Origin of the sequence: Wolbachia endosymbiont (group A) of Ancistrocerus nigricornis, assembly GCF_947250785.1 — a bacterium.
Classification (GTDB): Bacteria; Pseudomonadota; Alphaproteobacteria; order Rickettsiales; family Anaplasmataceae; genus Wolbachia; species Wolbachia pipientis.
The window spans coordinates 512,511-534,144 of record NZ_OX366348.1 but is presented as its reverse complement, the minus strand read 5'-3'; the positions used below and the strand labels follow the sequence as shown (position 1 = coordinate 534,144).

Here is a 21,634-nt window from a genome sequence, read left to right as displayed (position 1 = left end):
CTGCCCTCTTGGATGGAAGCCAGTGTTAGCTACTTTCATGACACCCTGACAACCGTCATCCCGCTACTTGTTAGCGGGATCTAGAGATACCGTGATGGTATGACGTAGGGGTTGCCGAGAACTTGTCATCCCAGTGCTTGACACTGGGATCCAGTTTTTCGTATAATTTTGTCAAAATCTATTGTGCTAGCAAGTTCACTAGCGTCACGCGCTGGTCTGTTAGACATTTACGTGTAGGGTGAAGAAATTTTGAAAAAGACATACCAAATATGAAAGGCCTATATATTAAAACTTACGGCTGTCAGATGAACGTTTATGACTCCGTTTTAATGGAAAATGTAATTAAACCTTTGGGGTTCAACGTTGTTAGTGATGCAGGGAAAGCCGATTTAGTGATACTGAATACTTGTCACATTAGAGAGAAGGCAGCAGAAAAACTTTACTCAGAGCTTGGGAAGATTCATTCGTTACGAAAAGAAATGACTATAGTGGTGGCTGGGTGTGTAGCGCAAGCAGAGGGAGAAGAAGTGTTCAGAAGGGCTCCTTTTGTTGATATTGTTGTTGGTCCGCAGAGTATCGCTACCTTACCGGAGCTGATAGTCAAAGCAAGCAGAAGTAAAGGTCATGTAATAAACACTGATTTTCCTGAAGTTGCAAAGTTTGATAAATTGCCAGATGAATGCTATGGCAATAGCCAGGGGTCTTCTGCGTTTCTTGCCATACAAGAGGGTTGTGATAAATTTTGTACGTTTTGTGTAGTGCCCTATACTCGTGGAGCTGAGTATTCACGGCCAGTGAATGAAATATTTCGTGAAGCATTGAAATTAGTTGCAAATGGGGCAAATGAGATCAATTTGCTTGGTCAGAACGTCAATGCTTACCATGGGGAGTGCGAAGGGGAAGTGTGGGATTTAGGAAAATTAATTAGTCATATTGCTAAAATTGAAAAGCTAGAGAGGATTCGTTATACAACTTCTCATCCAAGAGATATGCATGAATCTCTCTACTTGGCACATGCGGAAGAGCCAAAGCTCATGCCGTTTGTTCACCTGCCTGTGCAGTCTGGTTCGAATAAAATATTGCACGCGATGAACAGGAAACACACTGCAGAGGAGTATTTGGAAATAATAGACAGATTTCGCAAATTGAAACCTGAAATCGAATTTTCTTCTGATTTTATTGTTGGTTTTCCTGGAGAAACCGAAAAAGATTTTGAAGAAACTATGAAATTAGTAGAAAAAGTTAGATATGCTCAGGCTTATAGTTTTAAATACAGCCCAAGACCAGGCACACCGGGAGCGGAAAGAAAAGATCAAGTACCAGAAGAGGTTAAAACAGAGCGCCTTCTTCGTTTACAGAAATTAATTAGTAAGCAACAACTTGAGTTTAACCAGAGTATGGTAGGTAAAACTATACCTGTTCTATTTAGCGATAAAAAAGGTAAACACCAAAACCAAATTATTGGTAAAAGCCCATATATGCAATCAGTGTGCATTGATGATTCTGAAGATAAATACAGGGACAAAATAGTAAATGTGAAAGTGTTGGAAGCTCGGCAGAGTAGTTTGCTGGGGTGTGCATTTCACTGATTTTAAGCAGCGTTAAATATAAATCTTAAGCAAAGAGTATTGAAAAAATGCAATCATAATCTTTTTCAAAAGTTACAAAGTTTAATTGCTACCTCTGCTGAACGGGTACCTTAAACCTACAAATTTGAGCTTACCTATATCAATTTTTTGTACAAGATGAGTTAGTAACAACTTTATGTATAAAATTGAAGAAGAATAAAAATACAATAACGAGCATTAAATTAAATATTCCCACCTTTAAAAAACCCTCTTTATATATTTCTAAAGATTCTAAATAATTTATTTTACCATTTACTGAAGGAACTGACATAAATTTTGATATTGCAACTCCGGCTAGGTTAGAAAACGCTAATGACAGCATTACTATACCCATCACTACTCCTCTAAGGTTTTTGGGGGCTAGTGTAGTTGCTTGTTCTTGGACTAATGGAGCAATACATAATTCTCCCAGTCCCATAAAGGAGATAGCAATTATTAAATATAAGTATTCTACTTTACCTTCAATGTTAGAGTTTAAACATCCTATGTACAGTGTGAAAAAACACATAGCCATTGTCAGAAGGCCAAGGGTAAACATGGAAGTTGCATATTTTTGCTTAAACTTCATGTATGTTCCAAAAAGAAAGCCAAATATTATAATTGACACAGGATTTATGGCTTGAGAAACTGAAGCTGGGATTGTTATACCTAATACATTGTTAATAACGTTTCTTTCGGTGAATAAGTTAACCAAAGAGCCAAGCTGCATTTCTAAAGCAAAAAAACACAAGAAAAATACCACAAGAATAGATAATGCCACTAATTTTCGTCTTTGTTCTGCTGATAATTTAGATATTATATAAATAAATATGCCCAGAGCTGTTATTCCAATAAATATGAGCATATTAGTAAAAAATTCACTATGTATAAGCATTTTAGCAATTATTGATGATGACAGAAAGCTTCCTATCAATACTATACCAAAAATTTTAATCCCTAATATGCGCTTATTCATAAGCTCTGGATAAGGAGAAAGGCCGCTATCTCCTAAAAGATTCTGAAATTTGAGAAAAAAGATTAGCCCTATAGACATCCCAATACCAGCTAAACCAAAGCCGTAGTGCCAGCCAAACAAGTGGGCTACATAACCACATGAAATAGAAGCCAATATTGCTCCAATATTCACACCTACGTAAAATAAAGTAAAGCCTCTGCTACGTTCAGGATCGTCTTTGCCATAGCATGAACTAAGTAAGTTAGTTACGTTCCCTTTAAACATACCAGTACCTATGGCTATTAGAGATAAACCTAAATATAATAAACCTGGTTCAAACTTAACCAATGACATGCAAGCATGACCTGCTATCATCACTATCCCTCCAAGCAACACCATGTTGCGGAATCCCATCAACTTATCAGCTAAAAAACCTCCAAGTATTGGTATAGCATAACCTGTTGCAGCAAATAATGAGTAAATAGTAAAGGCCCTCTCATCAGTGAAACCTAAGTGAGAAGTCAAAAATAGGACCAAAAGTGCCCTCATTCCATAGTAAGAGAAACGTTCCCACATTTCAACAAAGCACAACATTTTTAAAAATTGTGGAAACTTATCTGTCTTCTGATCCATAAAATACCCCTAAAGCTTGGGTTAATGTTAAGTAAAACAATAAAAACTGCAAGTAAAACTTAAAAAAAGGTATTGGAAGCTCGGCAGAATAGTTTGTTGGGGTGTGAGCTACGGAAATATTTTTGAATTTGTAATTTTTCAGAAAGCCCTATATTCTTTAGTTTTACATAGCGAACATGAAGTCAAAGCATTATCCTGATACAGTAAGTAGTCCTGATTTTTTATCGTTAGAAAAGGAAATCATAAAATTTTGGCAGGAAAACAAAGTTTTTGAGCGGTCAGTTGAAGAACGTTCCAAGGATAATTGTTTTGTCTTTTACGATGGGCCTCCGTTTGCAAATGGACTTCCGCATTATGGACATTTACTCACTGGTTTCATCAAAGACGCATTTGCAAGATATCAAACTATGCTTCAAAAAAGGGTTGAACGTAGATTTGGCTGGGATTGCCATGGATTGCCGGCTGAGATGGGTGCAGAAAAAGAACTTGGAATATCTGGTAGAACTGAGATAGAGAAGTTTGGTATAGATAAATTTAACGATCATTGCCGTACTTCTGTGATGAAATTTTCATCAGAGTGGGAGAAGTATGTAAATAGGCAAGCAAGGTGGGTAGACTTTCACAATGACTATAAGACTATGGATAAATCATTCATGGAGTCGGTCATGTGGGCATTCAAGCAGCTTTATGATAAGGGTCTGGTGTATGAATCAGTGCGCGTTGTACCATATAGCTGGGCATGCGAAACTCCATTATCTAATTTCGAAACAAGGCTTGATAACGCGTATAGAGAAAAAGTTAGCAAAGCTGTAACTGTTGCATTTGAGCTTTTAGAAAACCCACAGCAATTTAAAAGTGTTAAACGAAAGTGTAAATTACTTGCTTGGACTACAACTCCTTGGACGTTGCCGAGCAACTTGGCTTTAGCAATAGGAAAAGATATTAAGTATTGTGCAGTGTCAGTCCACCCTTTGATGTCATTCCAGCGCGTGACGCTGGAATCTATTTCTGGATCCCAGTGTCTGGGCACTGGGATGACAGGGAGTAGTGAAGGAAGTTCAATGAATGGTGAAATATACATTTTTGCTGAAAGCTACTTAGAGAAATTTATCAGCCACTCTGAACAAAACAATATTCCATATGAAAACTGCAATATAAAACTTAAAGCGAATGATCTTGCAGGTCTTTCTTACAAACCACTGTTTGACTATTTTAAAGACACAAAAAATGCATTTCGCGTTTTTATTGCTGATTATGTGACGGAAGAAGACGGTACTGGCGTTGTGCATACTGCTCCTGGATTTGGTGAGGAAGATTTTTACCTTTGCCAAAGCCATGATATTCCAGTTATTTGTCCAATTGATAACAGTGGAAAATTTACTGCTGAAGTTTCAGATTTGGCAGGGGTTCATGTTTTTGATGCCAATGATACAGTAATAAAAAAATTGAAAGGGCAGGGAAGTTGGTTTAAGACTGAGCAATATATTCACAATTATCCACACTGCTGGAGAACTGACACTCCTTTGATCTATCGAACTATGCCTTCTTGGTATGTTGCTGTTACAAAATTCAAAAGCAGAATGGTAGAGCTAAATAAGAGAGTTAATTGGATACCAAACCACATTAGAGATGGTCAATTTGGAAAATGGCTTGAAGGGGCACACGACTGGTCAATTTCACGCAATCGATTCTGGGGTACGCCAATCCCTGTATGGAAATCAGATGATGCGAGATATCCAAGAGTAGATGTATATGGTTCAATAGAAGAACTGGAGAGAGATTTTAATGTTAAAATAGACGACTTGCACAGACCATTTATCGATACTTTAACAAGACTAAATCCTGATGATCCAACAGGAAAATCAGTTATGCGCCGTGTACCTGACGTGTTTGACTGCTGGTTTGAATCTGGCTCGATGCCATTTGCGCAAATCCACTATCCGTTTGAAAATAAGGAGTGGTTTGAATCTGCGGATTTTATCACTGAATACATAGCGCAAACCAGGGGGTGGTTTTATACGCTCTTTGTATTGTCCACTGCTTTGTTTAATAGGGAACCATTTAAGAACTGCATATGCCACGGTGTTGTTTTGGATGTAAAAGGGCAAAAATTGTCCAAACGTTTGAATAACTATGCAGATCCAATGGAGGTTTTTGATAGATACGGTTCTGATGCACTGCGTTTTCTTATGCTTTCTGGATCTATTGTTTGTGGTGGTAATTTGCTACTCGATAAAGAAGGAAACTCAATACGAGATGTTCTGAAAAACGTAATAAAACCTATTTGGAACAGTTATCACTTTTTTACTATGTATGCAAATGCAGATGGAATTAAAGCTGAAGTTTGTAAGGATTATCAAAGCACTATTGATCGTTACATGATTTCCAAGTGTTTTGAAGCTGTAGAAGGTATCCAAGCTTCTATGAACAACTATAACTCCCAAGAGGCTTGCAAAATTTTAATGAACTTTTTTGAAGTGCTAAATAATTGGTATATTCGTCGCAGTCGCGAGCGTTTTTGGAAAAGTGATTTGGATCAGGATAAAACTGATGCTTATAATGTTCTATATACGGTTTTTTATTACATACTAAGAGCTGCAGCTCCTTTGTTGCCACTTATAACAGAGAATATATGGCAAGGGCTTAAGTATGAAGAAACATCTGTTCATTTGGCTAATTTTCCACAATTAGAGAAGTTTGATAGTCAGCTCATTGCCAAGATGGATTTGGTGAGAGAGATATGCAACTCTGCACTCTCTATTAGAAACACTTTTAACATACGTATCAGACAGCCACTTGGCAGTATGATCATTTATCATCAGTCTTCCTGTAGTTTTCTTGAAGGTGAGCCGTTTTCTGTCATCCCAGAGCTCTCTCCCGTCATCCCAGAGTTCTCTCCTGTCATCCGAGTAGCTGACACTGGGATCCAGAAAGAAAAAAGTGCTGGAATGACACCAAGCATGAATGAATATCAAGAGATGATAAAAGATGAGGTAAATGTAAAAAAACTGGAGTTAGTAAACAGACTTGAAGATATTGCATCACTAGAGTTAAAGCTAAGTTTTCCCCTGCTTGGAAAGAGAATACCAGATAAAATTAAGAAACTAGTTCAATATGTCAAAGAGGGAAAATGGAAGCAAGTTGAAAATGAGCAAGTTTTTTTAGGTAATGAGTCAGAAAATTGCATCATAGAAAAAGGCGAATATGAACTATTGTTAAAAGCAAACAGTGAATATTCCTCTGTATTTGATAACAATAAAGGGATTGTCATTCTAAATACTGAACTAAATGATGAATTAATTCTAGAAGGGCTTGCAAGAGATGTCGTGAGGCTCATTCAGGAAACCAGGAAACAAGCTGATTTTCATATGTCCGATAGAATCAGAGTAATAATCAAAACAGAAGATGAGAAAATTAAGGAAGCAATAAATACGTGGATTGAATATATAAAAGAGCAGACCCTTACCTTATCTTTGGACATTAATACAGAAATTGGAACTAACTTTTATTTTAAGGAGTACCAAAATTTGATAGTTGGTATTAGGTTAAATTATTAGTAGTTGAAAGTTGTCATTGTTTATGCTATACTTAGGTTACTTGAGGTAAGGTTATGGTATGCATGCTGTTGTAGATTGTAAGAAAGTTGTTGACTTAAATAACAATAGTGATGATTTAGGTAAAGTAGAATCTATTTCCAATGTTACTTTGGAAGAGGAAGAGTCTTTTGATGCTATGGAAGCTGTTTCTAATGTAGAAGAAGGGAATGATTTAGGTCTTGCTACTTCAGAAGAGGAAGAAGAATTTTTTGATGCTGTGGAAGAACAAGAGCCGTTAGCTAATTTTAACGTTCCATTCAGTATATTTCATTATAAAGATTATAACTCTGATTTTTTTACTTCTTGGTATAATATATCAAGTAGAATATTTAAAGAGGTAAATCGAGCTTGCCCGGAGAAGAAAGTATTAAATTTAGCTCTATCAGTTTTAATGTTTCCTTATATAGTTTTCACTGCGTTAGGATTAGCCGTATATAATAAATTAAAAACAAATGATAAGACACAAATCAGTTCAGAGGAGAATAAAACAAAAAAAAGTGAAGTAAGTGAAAGTACAGCAAAAAGATTGGCATATGGTGTTCTTGCTGCAATAGTGATTCTTGTTAATATCGCTGTGCTTGCAGCATTACTTATTCCTGCAACACTCGCTTTGGCTACTTTTTATCTTTTAAATAAAAAATTATCTCATTTTTTGATTGCTGCTATTAAAATAAGTAATGGGTTATGTCAAAATGAACACCAAAATATTGAGGTGTCTTTTCATGAGATAGAGGCTATTGAAGCAGACATTAAGTGGAATATGGAAGTTAAGTTTCCACCGCAATTTAAACAACTACTTAGAGATTTATACGAAGATAAAGATGGTAGTTGGTTTAATGTTGCACGTGATTCAGAACATAATACCATACTGAAATTATCAGCTAATATCCACTTAAAAAATGGTCTTAAGCCTTTACGTAATGAGATCAAGAATGTGCTTGCAACTTCTATTCAAGAATTTGCGAAGACTATGGAAGAACTGATAAAGCTAGAAAAGAAAGAGATTACATATGATAAATTGAAGGAATTGTTGGACGAATTCAGGTTAAAAGTGGTAAGTAGCATAGATTTTAAGTTGACAACTCACTTAATGTACAACGCCTATCAAGTTGCCTTTATACAAGCAGTTAGGTTTCAGCTGGATAGACGGAAAGAAGGTTTTTCACTGGAAGATGAGATAAAAAATTCTTTAGTGAGACAGGAATTAGAGAGTCAAGGTAAGGAATTACCAGGTGAGAAAGAAATGATAATAAGAGATCTGAAAAAAGCAGGAGCAAAATTACCGGATGTTTTAGATGATAGTGAGCTTCCTATATTTAAAGCAGAATGGAAGCGGCTTAAAGAAGAAGGGAAGATAGCTAAGAGAACAATTATTGATGTTTATAAATATATACATAGTAGAGAAACAGAGACAGCTCTAGGTAATGCTAAAGAAGAGATTAATCTTTTAAAAAAAGAAGGACAAAAAAGATATATTAGGATACATGAAAAATTGAAAGAAATATATGGAGATGTAAAAAAGAATAATTTAGCAGGTGATGTTTTAAGAAGAAGGTTAGAAGGTCTTTTTAAGTTCGAGTATGATGATCAAGAAGTTGAGCAAAGGCTAGTAAAGTCAGTAATGAAAAAAGCCAAGGGTGAGTTAGGCCTATTAGGCATGCTCAGCTTAATAGACCAGTTTCGGGATTTAGAAAAGGAGATAAAAGGTTCTTTGAGTGAGAATTTAAAAGAAGCTTCAGATAAAGTAAATGCTTTTGTAGCAAAGATATATTTAGAAATAACGAAATGCAAAATACAAAATGTACTCAAAGGCCAAGCAAAGGGTATAGAGGATTCATGTAAGCTGTTAGAGGAAAAGGAGCCGGATTTAGTACAGAGGATTAATGCGCACCGAGCGGAAATTGCAGAATGCTTAGAGCAACCTATATCGTTAAGGAAAGTAATAGAAGAAAATGAGGATTTAAACAAATATTTAGAAGGTGAGCGAAATAGGAAAGGAGAACAGCATCCAAGTACAAAATTAATAGAGAAGCATTTGAAAAATAACCAAGAAATTCTCAAAGCATTAAAACAGTTAGAATTAGAAGAAAAAGGATTGTTGATAAATGAAGAAACAAAAAATGATTATATAGAAGAACTAGAATCTCGCGAAAAAATAAAGTTTGCAATAATAGAGGATGATTTACTGAAGGAGTTCGAGCGTGAAACTTTTAACGAAGAAGCAGTTAAGAAGTTGTTAGAGGAAGCGGAACTTGAATACTATTTGGCAGAAAAATGCATAAAAAGTCCTGTGATAAAAACAAAAAATAATATCAAGCACTTTTATCAAGGTTTATTGTCTCCTTTGATAGATAATTTGACAAAAGATATAATAAATAATATACCAGGAAATAGTGAAGGTTGTATACAGAAAGTTAAGAACTGGAGTAAAGTTATGTTTGGTGCAATAAAGATTGGAGCATCAAATGCTTATAAAGAGACTACAGAGAGAAAAGCGTTAAATGTGGCACATAATACTTATAAAGAAGGAGAGACATTTCTTCAATGTTTTCAGTTAAATTATGAAGGTGTTGGAGCCTTTTTAGGTAATTTATTTTCTGATGATGGGGTAACATTTAAAAATGATGTGTGGCCTAAAATAGAAGAGCATTTGCATGGAATGTGGGATAGATTTTTCAAGGATATTGAATTCAATATTGGAAATAAATTGGATGAAGTAAGTGTGACACAGCAACGGCAGGAAACTATGATTGTGACTCAACGATAAGTTCTCAAAGTTCCTCCGGTATTTTCACATACTAAATTAACTATAGCACTTGATTCTTTTTGGATCTCTTTTTCAGTTAAAGTGTGAGTTGGAGAGCAGAAAGTAACTGACAATGCTATAGACATCTTATTCGATTCTATATTATTTCCATGGTATACGTCAAATACTAAAACTTCTGTGATGAGCTCTGAGCTTTTTTTTACCACATTGATTATGTTACCTACTTTCACATCCTTATTTACAATAAATGCAAAATCACGTTTTACACTTTGGTATTTATAATCGATAAATTTCTTTCTACTTACAGGTAAATTTTCAATATTTTCTAATATCACCTCAAAACCTACAACTTTTTGCTTGATGTCAAAAAGATCTAATATATTAGGATGCAACTCTCCAAAATAACCTGCTACTTTATTCTTAAAAGAGAGAGTGCCTGACTTTCCTGGGTGGTAATGTTCTTTTTCTGCTCTCTCTATCGTTAAATTATCGCAATTGACGTTAAAAAACTCCAAAGCTGCTATGCAATCAGCCTTTGCGTCAAAAACATCTACTTTCCTATTAGTATTATAATGGTTTCGCGGTAAATTATTTCCTGTTCTTATTCCACTTAAAACATGTTTAGACTGAGCTTCACCATCGTAAATCGGCCCGATTTCGAAGATTGCAAGATCAGATATTCCATGGGCAATATTATCAGCAGTAACTTGCAATAAATTTGGCATAATACTTGGTCTCATTATATTAAAGTTATTGTTAAACGGATTATCGATGATAAATAACTTATTCGAGTAACCAAATTTTTCAGCTGTTGATTCACTCATAAACGACCAGGTTAGCACTTCATGAAACCCTCTGTTTGTCATCAAAATACGCAAATTGTCGTATGTACTATCTACTTCTTCAACATTATTTGGTAGTGGTTCTTCTTTTATTTTGTCATAGCCGTATATCCTTGTTACTTCTTCAATTAGGTCAACCGGTATTGTCACGTCCGGTCTCCAGCTTGGTACTTGTACATTCCAATTGCCTTCGGTTTTTTTATCAATATTAAACCCTAGTTTCGTCAAGATATCGAACACTTCATCAGGCAATACAGATACACTTCCAAACTTGTTTACATCTTGGTAATCAAAGCTCACCTTGGTGTCAGCCCTATCTAAGCTGCCAGCAGACACTACGCTTGAGGCTTCTCCACCACATAAATCCAGAATCATTTTAGCTGCAAGGTTGAGTCCATCAAAAGTAAATTCGGGATCAACAGAACGTGCAAATCTGTAACTAGCGTCTGTGGAGATGTTTATTTGCCTTGCAGATTTAGCGATAGATATAGGGTCAAACCAAGCAGACTCTAAAAAGATATCAGTAGTTTCAAGTGTACATCCACTGCACTTTCCACCTATAATTCCAGCAACTCCATGAATATTTTTATCACCTGCAATAACGCTCATGTCTTTGTTTAATAAGTATTCTTTACCGTTTAAACCAGCAAATTTTTCTCCGTCGTTTGCTTTGCGTACTGTGAGCTCTCCTTCTATTTTTTTTGCATCATACGCGTGCATTGGGCGGCTGAAAGATATCATAATATAGTTCGTGATATCAACTATTGTAGAAATGGAGCGCATTCCTATCGATTCCAATTTATCTTTTAGCCACTTTGGGCTTTCTTGATTTTTTACATTGGCGATGTATATTCCACTAATAAAACTTTCTCCGTCAGTAACTTCAACATCGATTGGTGAATTTATGGAGCTGGTAAGTTGTGGAATGCTTAAAGTCTTTAATGTTCCAATTCCAGTTGCAGCAAGGTCGCGAGCTATTCCATAAATGCCTAAGCAATCTCCACGGTTTGGAGTAACATTTATATCAATTACAGGGTCACAATTGAAAAATTTATCCCCTACTTTATAATCATCGGAAAGCTCGATTATTCCTTCACTTTCCTCTTGAACCAACGCAAGTTCAGAAGCAGAGCAGAGCATCCCTTCACTTAGCACTCCTCGTATTTTTGTAGGCTTGATTGTGAAATCACTTTCTGGCAATGTGCTACCAAGAGATGCAAGCACAGTTTTCATACCTTCTCTAACATTGTTTGCTCCGCAAACTATTTGTAGAATTTTACTTCCGTCATCTACTTTACATAATTTTAATTTATCAGCATTTGGATGCTGTATCACCTCTAATACTTCTGCAACAATAAAACCAGCTAATTTGGTATTGTCGATCACATCTTCTACTTCTAACCCTATGTGAGTTAATTTATCGGTAATTTCTTCTAAACTAGCATTGGTTTCTAAATACTCCAGTAACCAAGATAACGTGAATTTCATCGATCTAACAAGAAACAAAAAAGTTATTGTAATATAAAATGTAGTGCTTTTAAAGCTTGTTGTAGTGGAATACTTCTTATTGCATTGTTGAGTCCTATGTAATAATCGCGAGTATCTTCGTCAAGGAAACAATCTACTGATTCGATGTATCCGTTACCAAATTCCTGCTCCAAATTTAAAGGATGATTAGTGTTAATAAAATCTATTTCGTTCATTATATACCTCACTAAAAATTAAATTATAATCAAAATAAGATATTAAGTCAAGATATTGAATAATTTAACAAGATTAGTAAATTTTAAAATACAGAGCTGACTGTAATTAACATTCTAATTACATATTTTGTTAATATGTTAATGTTATAATAATACAGAGCCTTATCTTAATTCTTGACTTTGTCCTATAAAATTCATACTTTATTTACTGTTTATAATTCAGATTAAAATGGCATTAAATCCGCTGGAACAGTTTAAAGTATATACGGTAATAGAGTTACCTAGGTTATTTGGGTATGACGTAAGCTTTACCAATTCATCTCTTTTCACGATGATTTCGGTGATATTGGTGATACTCTTTTTGCTTTTTGGAATAAAGAAGGGGGCAGTAATACCAGGATATTTGCAAGCTGCAGTTGAGTATGTATATGATTTTGTTATTTCAATAATAGAAAATAACACTGGAAGCAAAGGCTTGCAGCACATTCCATTGATATTTACAGTGTTTATTTTCATTTTATCGTGTAATTTAGTTGGTGTTCTTCCTTATAGTTTCACGGTCACAAGTCATGTGATAGTCACCTTCGCTTTATCGATGGTGGTTTTTATTTATATAACGATTGTTGGATTTAAAGAAAGGGGAGTAGAATTTTTACGCATATTGCTACCAAAAGGAACTCCTTCGTGGCTTGCACCTATAATAATTATTATTAAGTTGTTTGCTTATTTAGTAAGGCCGGTTAGCCTATCAATAAGGCTTGCAGCAAATATGATTGCTGGTCATACAATCATCAAAGTGATAGCAGGGTTTATTGTAAATATGAACATATTTTTCACTCCTGCGCCGTTTTTGTTCATAATTGCATTGATAGGATTTGAAGTATTTGTTGCAATTTTACAAGCTTATATATTTACTATATTAACATGTGTATATTTGTCAGATGCAGTAAAGTAATTGACTTCCTTGTAGAATATTTTACAATTATATTATAAAGAAATAATTAAAGGTAATATATGGATTTAGTAGCTTTAAAATTTATAGCAATTGGTTTAGCTGTGTTTGGAATGCTCGGCGCTGGTTTAGGTATAGCTAATATCTTCTCTGCTATGTTAAATGGGATTGCGAGAAACCCTGAATCAGAAGGTAAAATGAAAAGTTATGTTTATATTGGTGCTGCCATGGTTGAAATCATGGGATTGCTTGCGTTTGTACTTGCAATGTTATTAATATTTGCTGCTTAACAGATGCCACAGCTTGATGTTTCAACCTTCTTTTCTCAAGTTTTTTGGTTTTTAATTTTTTTCTCTTCACTTTTTTTCGTAGTAAGTTGTTTATTTTTGCCAAAGTTAGATGAAATAATAAGCACTAGAAGTAAAGAAGTATTGGGTTCTTTTAATAGTTCTGTTCATCTTTTAAGACTTACGGAAGATCAGATTACCAAGTATAACGCAGCTTTAACCCAAGCTAGAATACAGGCAAAAAAAATCATAGATGATGCACTTGCTCAGGTAGAAGAAATGAGAGCTAATGTTAAGAATATATTAGAAGAGGAAGATAAAAAAAAGAGCAAGCTTATTGAAAAAAAAGTGGCAGAATTTAAATCTGAATATACTGATCAGTTAAAACAAATGGCTACTAGTATTGCTTTAATTTATTATACTAAATTGACTAATTCTGAAATTGAAGAGGAATTTATTGCTGACTTGGTGTCCAAAGAATTTTAGGGGTTTTTATGTCTACATCACTGATTATCGGTCTTGCCTTCTTGGTAAGTTTTGTCCTTTCGTATAAATTGCTAAAGAAAGTGATAAAAAATGCGCTTAACAATAAGCGTAACAAAAGCAAATTTTCAAGTGAAGAAACTGAAAAATTCAGGAAAGATATGTTGGAGTATTACAAAAAATCTTCTAAAAAATACAAAGAATTAGATGCAGAAGTTAATAAAATGATGAATGAAGCACTTGATAAAGCTAATAGTATCATTAAGCACAATAGACAGCAGCTAGATCAGACATTAGATGACAATGCCCATTCTAACTTGAAGAAAGTCACTGACCAAGTTGAAAAAGCTCTTGGAGATTTACAGGCTAACACAGCGAATATAGCTGCTGATGCTGTAAAAAAAATAATGCATGAACGTAAAGATGATAAGCGTAGTAGCGAGGTCATATCTTCATTTTCACGTGACTTAAATAAAAAATTGCATTAGGTTCAATGCAACAATTGCCTATACTTCAAGCTGATAATGTAGAAAAAATTAAGTTTGATTCTAGTTTGTGCAAAGAGCCAGAGAAACTTTTTTACTATAAATTTAATATAATTCCTTGGCAAAAATTAAATAATACTACTTTTTTTATGGTTGAAGACACAAGCCGAGATATCAACCGTTGGGTCGAAGCTCATTACGGTATTGACTATGTATTAATAAAAGTGGATAGCGAACAGATTTTAAATCTTCTTAACTCGCACTTTGGTATTTCAGAATTTGCAAGCAACTACTTATATTACAAGAATCCTAATTTTTCAGCCAAAAGCATTAAACTAAGCTCAATATTTTTTGCTTCTTTCTTTATTGTAACTTCAATTTTAACACTAACAGAGAAATATACATATTTTGCTTTGATGTTGATATTTATAATCGGATGTTCTAGCTATTTATTCAAGTTTATAGCTACAATTTTTAACTTATGTGAAACCTCCAACTAAAAAGTGGATTATAGTAAGCTGAGTGAAGAAGATTTTCCTATATATACTATTTTATTGCCTGCTTTTAAAGAAAGTGCAGTGATAGAGCAATTGGTTGAAAGCATTGAAAGTTTGGATTATCCAAAATCAAAATTAGATGTGAAGCTTCAGGTAGAAAGTGATGACCAAGAAACGCTAGCAGCTATAGAAAAGTACACTTTACCGCAGTATTTTGAAGTAATAAAAGTGCCTCATTCTTTGCCTAGAACAAAAGCCAAGTCATGCAATTATGCTATGAGCTTTGCTAGAGGAAAGTATGCAGTAATATATGATGCGGACGATAAACCAGACCCATTGCAGTTAAAAAAAGCACTGATTGAATTTAATAAGGACGACGATAAGCTTGCCTGTGTACAGGCGAAATTAAATTACTACAATTGTGATTATAATTTTCTCACAAAATTCTTTTCTCTGGAGTATATGAACTGGTTTCAATACTTATTGCCTGGATTCCAAAAAATGAACATGCCGATGCCTTTGGGTGGTAGCAGTAATCATTTTTCAGTAAAAATTCTAAAAAAAGTGTTTTTCTGGGATGCTTATAGTGTTACCGAAGATGCTGACCTTGGTTTGAGACTTGCACAAATGGGATATAAAACCAGGATGATTGACTCAGAAACATTGGAAGAGTCACCAATTGCTGTATTTGCTTGGATTAAGCAAAGAGCGCGCTGGATCAAAGGCTATATGCAAACTTATATTGTTCATTTAAAAAATATAAAGTCACTTTATAAACACACTGGATTTAAGGGAATTTTGCTATTGAATCTTTTTGTTGGCTCTGCAGCTTTTATATTTTTTACTACTCCATTTTTACTGCTTTCATTGATATTAACTAAAGTTTTAAATGAATTATTTTTGTACTACTTTGTAGTGGTATACGTTACTAACCTGATTCTTTTGGTAATAGCTGTCAAACAGCAAAAGATGCCTTTTTATTTTTATATAGTATCGATATTTTTTCCGGTCTATAGTCTGCTACATAGTGTTGCAGCTTTTCTTGCCTTATGGGAATTTATTCTTTACCCTGAGCGATGGAACAAAACTCAGCATGGTTTATGGAAGCAAAACCTGTAGCTATTTGGCTTTTTCTCTGCTCGGTCATGGTAATTCTCATGGTAGGGATTGGTGGATTTACCAGACTTTCAAAAGCAGGATTGTCAATCACGGAGTGGAAACCAATTACTGGAACATTACCACCACTGAGTGAACAAGACTGGCTACAAGAAAAATTAAAATACGAAGCTACACCTGAATATAAAGCACTTAACTATGGTATTAGTATGGAGGAGTTTCGCGCTATATACTTAATAGAATATGTACACAGATTGGTTGCAAGACTAACAGGTTTAGTTTTTGTCCTGCCATTTATATATTTCATATTAAGAAGAAAAATATCTAAAAAGGTAGTAATAAAGCTATGTGTGGCATTATTATTTGGAGCTTTACAAGCTTTTGCTGGTTGGTATATGGTTAAAAGTGGTTTAGTAACTGAACCTCATGTTAGCCACTATAGGCTTGCACTTCACTTATTATTAGCATTAATTATCTTTGCATTATTGTCATATCAATTTTTTGATTACCAAATATGGATCCCAGTGTTACGTACACAACTATACGAACATTGCAGTATAAGAGTAATTTTCACCAAGAAAGATGTCATCCCAGTGCCCAGACACTGGGATCCAGAAAACTTAACTTTAAATAAGTGGCTGCATAGTAAAAGCTGGATTCCAGTGTCAGCTACTTTCATGACACCATTTGCTGTGCAATTTATTTTCAAAAGTAAGCGTTCGTACAGTTGTGTGTCAGCTACTCGGATGACAGGATTTCAATCTACTAACAGTAGTATATATTACACAATACTTATTCTGATTCTAATTGTAATACAAATAATTTTCGGCGCATTTGTTGCGGGATTAAATGCTGGTTTGATTTACAATACCTTTCCACTAATGGACGGACAAATCGTTCCAGAAGATTTATTTTTCTTACAGCCTATATGGCTGAATATCTTTGAGAACAGAGCGACAGTGCAATTTATACATCGAGCACTGGCATTGCTAATACTAACTTTGGTAGTAATACTCACAGTAAAAAATGCTAGCATAAAACCGGTATATATTATGCTGCTCTCCGTCGTCATTCAGATCATTTTAGGTGTAATTACTCTATTATTGCACATACCAATAGCCATTGCCATAGCTCATCAAGTGTTTTCATTTATCTTGTTTGGGTCAAGTTTGTACTTCTTATGTTATTTAAGAAAGCAGACTACATCACCAATCTGCACATTTTTTCCTTCTTGAACGGGAATATTTTTTATCACCATTGCTGCTTCAGCACATATGATATTTTCCATTTTCATTGCCTCCACCACAAATAAAGGTTGTCCTATTTCCACCTGATCTCCTACATTTACGTGCAATTTAACTAATAAACCAGATATTGGGGATTTTACAGCATCTGCTGAAATCCCTTCTGTTTCATTATTTAGCATTAACCTACTTAATTCAGCTACATGAGGCTTAAATATACAACACTCAGCTTTCATGCCTGCATGCCTTATGAAGTACTTGCTGCCTTGTCTTTCTATTTTAAGTGCTATATTGGTATCGTCATTAATTGTGATATATAGCAATCTATAACTTGATTTCCACTTGCCTATAACGGAGTATTTATTGTGATTATATACCGTTATTAATATATTATCTTGGTATTTTGCATTTACGGAGTACTCATTGTCATTTATATTCACTATGAATAAATCTCTTGCACGGTCACCTGCCATCCGAGTAGCTGATACTGGTGCCCCTTCTTTTTTACTAGATTCCAGTGTCACGCACTGGAATGACACCTGAGATGTTTCATTCACTGCTTTATGATGGTACCTTTCTTCATTTTCCAAATGAACATATAACGCAGTGAAAATAAATATTTTAATATACTCCTCTGTAACAAAATCGCCGTGAAACCCACTAGGGTAATGATCTGGAATGAATCTCGTATGGAGCTTTGCTGCGATAAAATTTGGGTGATGGAAGATGGATTCTAGAAATTCTATATTATTTGTTACTCCTTCTATATAGCATTCAGACAATGCTTTTTGCATTCTGCTGATCGCTTCTACTCTATCTTTTCCATATGTTATCACTTTGGCAATCATCGAATCATAGAACATGCTAATTTCTGAACCTGCAGCAACTCCATCATCTATTCTTACATAATCATTTTCACCCGGTTTATCGTAATATTTTATTCTTCCGCTGGAAGGGAAAAATTTCTTCGATGGGTCTTCAGCGCAAATTCTACTTTCTATTGCAGAACCAGTAAGTTTAATATCATCCTGATTGAATCTCAATTTCTCTCCACAGGAAGTTCTAATCATTTCTTCTACTATGTCTATTCCAGTTATAAATTCTGTTACTGGATGCTCAACTTGCAATCTCGTATTTACCTCAAGAAAATAGAAGTTTTGGTCTTTATCTACAACAAACTCAACAGTGCCTGCTGAAAAATAGCCAACTTGCTTTGCCAGAGAAACACATTGAACATACATTTTTTGTCTTACTTCTTCACTAATGAATGGACTTGGCGTTTCTTCTATTATTTTCTGATTATTCCTTTGTATCGAGCATTCTCTTTCTCCAAGACAAACTATATTGCCATATTTATCTGCTATGATTTGTATTTCAATATGTCTTGGCAACTCTATATATTTCTCTATAAAGATACTGCCATCCTTAAAACTTTTCTCTGCTTCATTTGTGGCTGATGTAAATGCTAGTTCAATTTCTTTTTTGGAGTTTACAATTCGCATTCCTTTGCCACCACCGCCTGATGCAGCTTTGAGCATAACGGGAAAACCGACCTCTTTAGCAACTTGAGCTGCGTGGGCAGCATCGCTGATCTTACCCATATATCCTGGCACTACATTCACTCCAGCTTTTCTTGCAGCTTCTTTTGCTGTTATTTTGTTGGCTGTAACTTCTATTGTTTCTGCACTGGGACCGATGAAGTCTATATTATGTTTTTGAAGAGCACGTGGAAAATCTGGATTCTCTGCTAAAAAACCATAGCCAGGGTGAACTGCCTCAGCACCTGTTTCAACTGCTACTTCACATATTTTTTCAATGTTTAAATAACTGAGGCAAGATGGCGAAGGGCCGATATATCTTGACTCATCTGCTTGTCTTACATGCACAGAATTTACATCTGCATCCGAGTATATGCACACACAAGATATACCCATCTTATGGGCAGTTCTGATAATCCTGCAGGCAATCTCTCCTCTGTTTGCTATTAAAATCTTACTGTACTTCTTTTCTATCATCGTATGAGTATACTTTCTGAAGTTAAGAAAGTAAATTTCTATATCATTGCCTGCAAGTAATTTCTAGCTTCATCAAACACCTAAACTTTCTCCTGCAAGTTGTACATTAGCATTTTCCACTAAAGTGCTTTCGTTATGCAAGGCATGTATCTCGCTACATGCTTTAACTGACAGGTATGTGACTCCGCCAGAAGCTATTGCAACCATCGAGCTTAGTGCAAAAGGTTGCGAAACTAAAAATAAAAAGTATAAAGACAAACATAAAGCAGCGATACATGCTATCGCTCCTATTATATATAAGCACAGGTGAAACTTCTGGTTACATATAAAGCTGTCTTTTATGCCTGCGATTTGCTTAATTTCTTTCTGTTGTGCAGCATTTAAGTAATAAAGAGGAGTTTCCCTCTTCTTATTAAAAGCATAGCCTTTACTGCAGAGCGCATCTTTAATATATTTTTTATTACATTTGAGTTCCTCTTTCAATCTGCTTACTTCTTTCCGATCTCCAGCTTCTTCTGCTTTCGTAATTTTGTTATTAGCTTCCTTCTCTAAGTCATTCACAATCTCTTGTACTGCAGGCAGCAAAATTCCACTTCTTGCTGCTTCATGAAATGGATTATCTCCATATTCATTATGCGCAGTTACAGAAGCAATGTTCTTCTTACAAATGTCTACAAATTTACCTTTGTTTTGTATTCTTGCAGCTAAATGCAGGAAATTACCTGCCTGTACTCTTTGTTTTGTTTTATCAAAAGGGCCGGTGTAACGCCAATTGATATTAGCTTCATTATCTGAAAGCAATTTTGCTATATCTACAAGTCCATCCATAACTCACCTCGCTATATTCAACCAATACTAAATTATACAACACAATTTATGAAAAACAAGTAAATTTTATCTCTCAGAACAAATAAATTCTAAATTGTTACAAACATAAATTTTAGCTATCATCATTTACATTACTGTAACAGACAAATATGCCAGGTATAGTCACGAGATTTGCTCCATCACCAACAGGATTTTTGCACATTGGAGGAGCTCGTACTGCGTTATTTAATTGGCTCTATGCAAAGCATCATGGTGGCAGGTTTTTGCTAAGAATTGAGGACACCGACAGAAAACGTTCAACACAAGAAGCAATTGATGCAATTATAGAAGGGCTAAGATGGCTCGGTATGAGCTATGATGGGGAAATAGTATATCAGTCAAAAAGAATAGAGCGGCATAAAGAAGTAGCAAACCTTTTAGTTGAAAAGGGTAGGGCGTATCACTGTTACTGCCCTGAAGATGAAGTTGCAGAAAAGAAGGCAAAAGCAAGAGAAGAGGGCAAGATATACAAGCATAAATGTACTACAAAACCTCCTTCTTGTCATCCAAGTAGCCGACACTGGAAAAATATGTGGTCACGCGCTGGAATGACATCGGGTGTGAGGTCAGTTGTCCGCTTTAAAGTGCCAGATTCGCAAGAGATCGTCATTGATGACAAAATATACGGCCAAATCAAAGTAAATAGCGACCAGCTTGATGATATATTGATCTTACGCTCTGATAACACTCCAACATATATTTTTGCCGTGGTAGTTGACGATCATGATGCTGGAATAACTGATATAATACGTGGTTCTGACCATCTCACTAATACCTTTAAACATCTGCTAATATACCAGGCTCTTGATTTTGACATTCCACGCTTTGCACATGTGCCGCTTATCCATGGGGAAGATGGGAATAAGCTATCCAAAAGGCATGGTGCCACAAGCGTTTGCGATTATGAAAAGATGGGAATATTGCCAAAAGCGATGCGTAATTACTTGCTGAGACTTGGCTGGAGTCACGGCAACGATGAGATTATTAGCGATGAGCAAGCAATAGAGTGGTTTAATTTAGAAAGTATTGGTCGTTCACCTGCACGGCTCGATTTCAAAAAACTGGAGCATTTGAATAACCACTATATTAGTAATATGAGCAATGAAGATATTCTGACTCTAATGCTTAGAGAAAATACTCTAACTGACAAAAAAAAGGGCTATTTACTGCAGGGACTGACAGAGCTAAAAAAAAGAGCAAACTACCTGACCGAATTATTGGATTTAGCAAAATTTTATATTCAAGATCCGCCACTTGATTTAAGTGAAGAGGCTGAGCAAATTGTCAAATCTAACCTCGATATAATCAAGTTACTCGCGTCATTTCTGTCAAAGATCGGTGATGAAAATTGGAATAAGGGTTTTTTATCTTCTCAGATCAAGGAATGTGCAAAATTGCACGATATGAAAATAAGCGATGTATACCACTCATTACGCGCCCCTATAACTGGAGTAATGGATGCACCTGGAATCATTGATATCATGGTGATTCTTGGTAAAGATGAGTGTATAAGAAGGTTACAAGCAATTTAAATGAAATAAGAAAATTACTTGACATCCTTCGCCAGCCCCCTTATCATGAAACT

14 protein-coding genes and 1 pseudogene are annotated in these 21,634 nt (G+C 35.1%); 10 read left to right on the top strand and 5 right to left on the bottom strand.

From position 1 onward, the window contains the following. The first annotated feature begins 269 nt into the window (after positions 1-269). Positions 270-1,589: a tRNA (N6-isopentenyl adenosine(37)-C2)-methylthiotransferase MiaB gene (gene miaB, locus OOK90_RS02655; RefSeq protein WP_010962578.1), complete on the top strand. Its 1,320-nt coding sequence runs from the start codon at positions 270-272 to the stop codon at positions 1,587-1,589. Positions 1,590-1,728: 139 nt separating this feature from the next. Here the strand turns inward: miaB and OOK90_RS02650 are convergent, their stop codons facing one another. Then, positions 1,729-3,195 carry a peptide MFS transporter gene (locus OOK90_RS02650; protein ID WP_264706114.1) on the bottom strand — a complete coding sequence of 489 codons (1,467 nt, stop codon included), beginning with the start codon at positions 3,193-3,195 and terminating at the stop codon, positions 1,729-1,731. A 176-nt stretch (positions 3,196-3,371) separates the two neighbouring features. Between OOK90_RS02650 and OOK90_RS02645 the strand changes: the two genes are divergently transcribed. Both OOK90_RS02645 and OOK90_RS02640 read left to right on the top strand, forming a co-directional pair. Then, on the top strand, positions 3,372-6,752 hold the full coding sequence (locus OOK90_RS02645) for a class I tRNA ligase family protein (protein ID WP_209472907.1): 3,381 nt from the start codon (positions 3,372-3,374) through the stop codon (positions 6,750-6,752). Positions 6,753-6,810: 58 nt separating this feature from the next. Continuing rightward, positions 6,811-9,558, top strand: a complete 2,748-nt coding sequence (locus tag OOK90_RS02640) for a coiled-coil domain-containing protein (protein ID WP_264706113.1) — start codon at positions 6,811-6,813, stop codon at positions 9,556-9,558. Here OOK90_RS02640 and pheT read toward each other — a convergent pair. After that, positions 9,549-11,888: a phenylalanine--tRNA ligase subunit beta gene (gene pheT, locus OOK90_RS02635; protein WP_209472911.1), complete on the bottom strand. Its 2,340-nt coding sequence runs from the start codon at positions 11,886-11,888 to the stop codon at positions 9,549-9,551. The two genes, OOK90_RS02640 and pheT, sit on opposite strands and share 10 nt — an antisense overlap. A 23-nt stretch (positions 11,889-11,911) precedes the next feature. Continuing rightward, the gene (locus tag OOK90_RS02630; RefSeq protein ID WP_264706111.1) at positions 11,912-12,103 is read right to left on the bottom strand and encodes a hypothetical protein; all 192 of its coding nucleotides are present in this window, start codon (positions 12,101-12,103) and stop codon (positions 11,912-11,914) included. Between the two features lie 229 nt (positions 12,104-12,332). Here OOK90_RS02630 and OOK90_RS02625 point away from each other — a divergent pair, with 229 nt between their 5' ends. The 6 genes and pseudogenes from OOK90_RS02625 (at position 12,333) to OOK90_RS02595 (ending at position 17,158) form a co-directional block, all read left to right on the top strand. Next, complete coding sequence (locus OOK90_RS02625) at positions 12,333-13,058, top strand: F0F1 ATP synthase subunit A (RefSeq protein WP_155968396.1); 726 nt, start codon at positions 12,333-12,335, stop codon at positions 13,056-13,058. Between the two features lie 59 nt (positions 13,059-13,117). Further along, positions 13,118-13,345, top strand: coding sequence for a F0F1 ATP synthase subunit C (locus tag OOK90_RS02620; protein WP_006014985.1), 228 nt, complete (start codon positions 13,118-13,120; stop codon positions 13,343-13,345). Positions 13,346-13,348: 3 nt separating this feature from the next. Continuing rightward, entirely contained in the window at positions 13,349-13,828 is a 480-nt protein-coding gene (locus tag OOK90_RS02615; RefSeq protein ID WP_010962584.1) for a F0F1 ATP synthase subunit B family protein, read from the top strand. An 8-nt stretch (positions 13,829-13,836) separates the two neighbouring features. Continuing rightward, positions 13,837-14,313 (top strand): F0F1 ATP synthase subunit B family protein, encoded by a 477-nt coding sequence (locus tag OOK90_RS02610; RefSeq protein ID WP_065094793.1) that lies wholly within the window; start codon positions 13,837-13,839, stop codon positions 14,311-14,313. A gap of 14 nt (positions 14,314-14,327) precedes the next feature. Next, a pseudogene (locus OOK90_RS02600) lies at positions 14,328-15,926 on the top strand (glycosyltransferase family 2 protein). Then, entirely contained in the window at positions 15,884-17,158 is a 1,275-nt protein-coding gene (locus OOK90_RS02595; protein WP_244663076.1) for a COX15/CtaA family protein, read from the top strand. The pseudogene OOK90_RS02600 and the gene OOK90_RS02595 overlap by 43 nt, the downstream one beginning before the upstream one ends. On the opposite strand, the gene OOK90_RS02590 is transcribed toward OOK90_RS02595, so the two are convergent. Both OOK90_RS02590 and OOK90_RS02585 read right to left on the bottom strand, forming a co-directional pair. Beyond that, a complete protein-coding gene (locus OOK90_RS02590; protein ID WP_070356813.1) occupies positions 17,107-19,182 on the bottom strand; it encodes an acetyl-CoA carboxylase biotin carboxylase subunit in 2,076 nt (691 codons plus the stop codon). The genes OOK90_RS02595 and OOK90_RS02590 overlap by 52 nt on opposite strands. A gap of 72 nt (positions 19,183-19,254) precedes the next feature. After that, a complete protein-coding gene (locus OOK90_RS02585; RefSeq protein ID WP_264706109.1) occupies positions 19,255-20,010 on the bottom strand; it encodes an ankyrin repeat domain-containing protein in 756 nt (251 codons plus the stop codon). A 149-nt stretch (positions 20,011-20,159) separates the two neighbouring features. On the opposite strand from OOK90_RS02585, the gene gltX reads away from it, so the two are divergent. Then, positions 20,160-21,581 (top strand): glutamate--tRNA ligase, encoded by a 1,422-nt coding sequence (gene gltX / locus OOK90_RS02580; RefSeq protein WP_264706108.1) that lies wholly within the window; start codon positions 20,160-20,162, stop codon positions 21,579-21,581. The last annotated feature ends 53 nt before the right edge of the window (positions 21,582-21,634 follow it).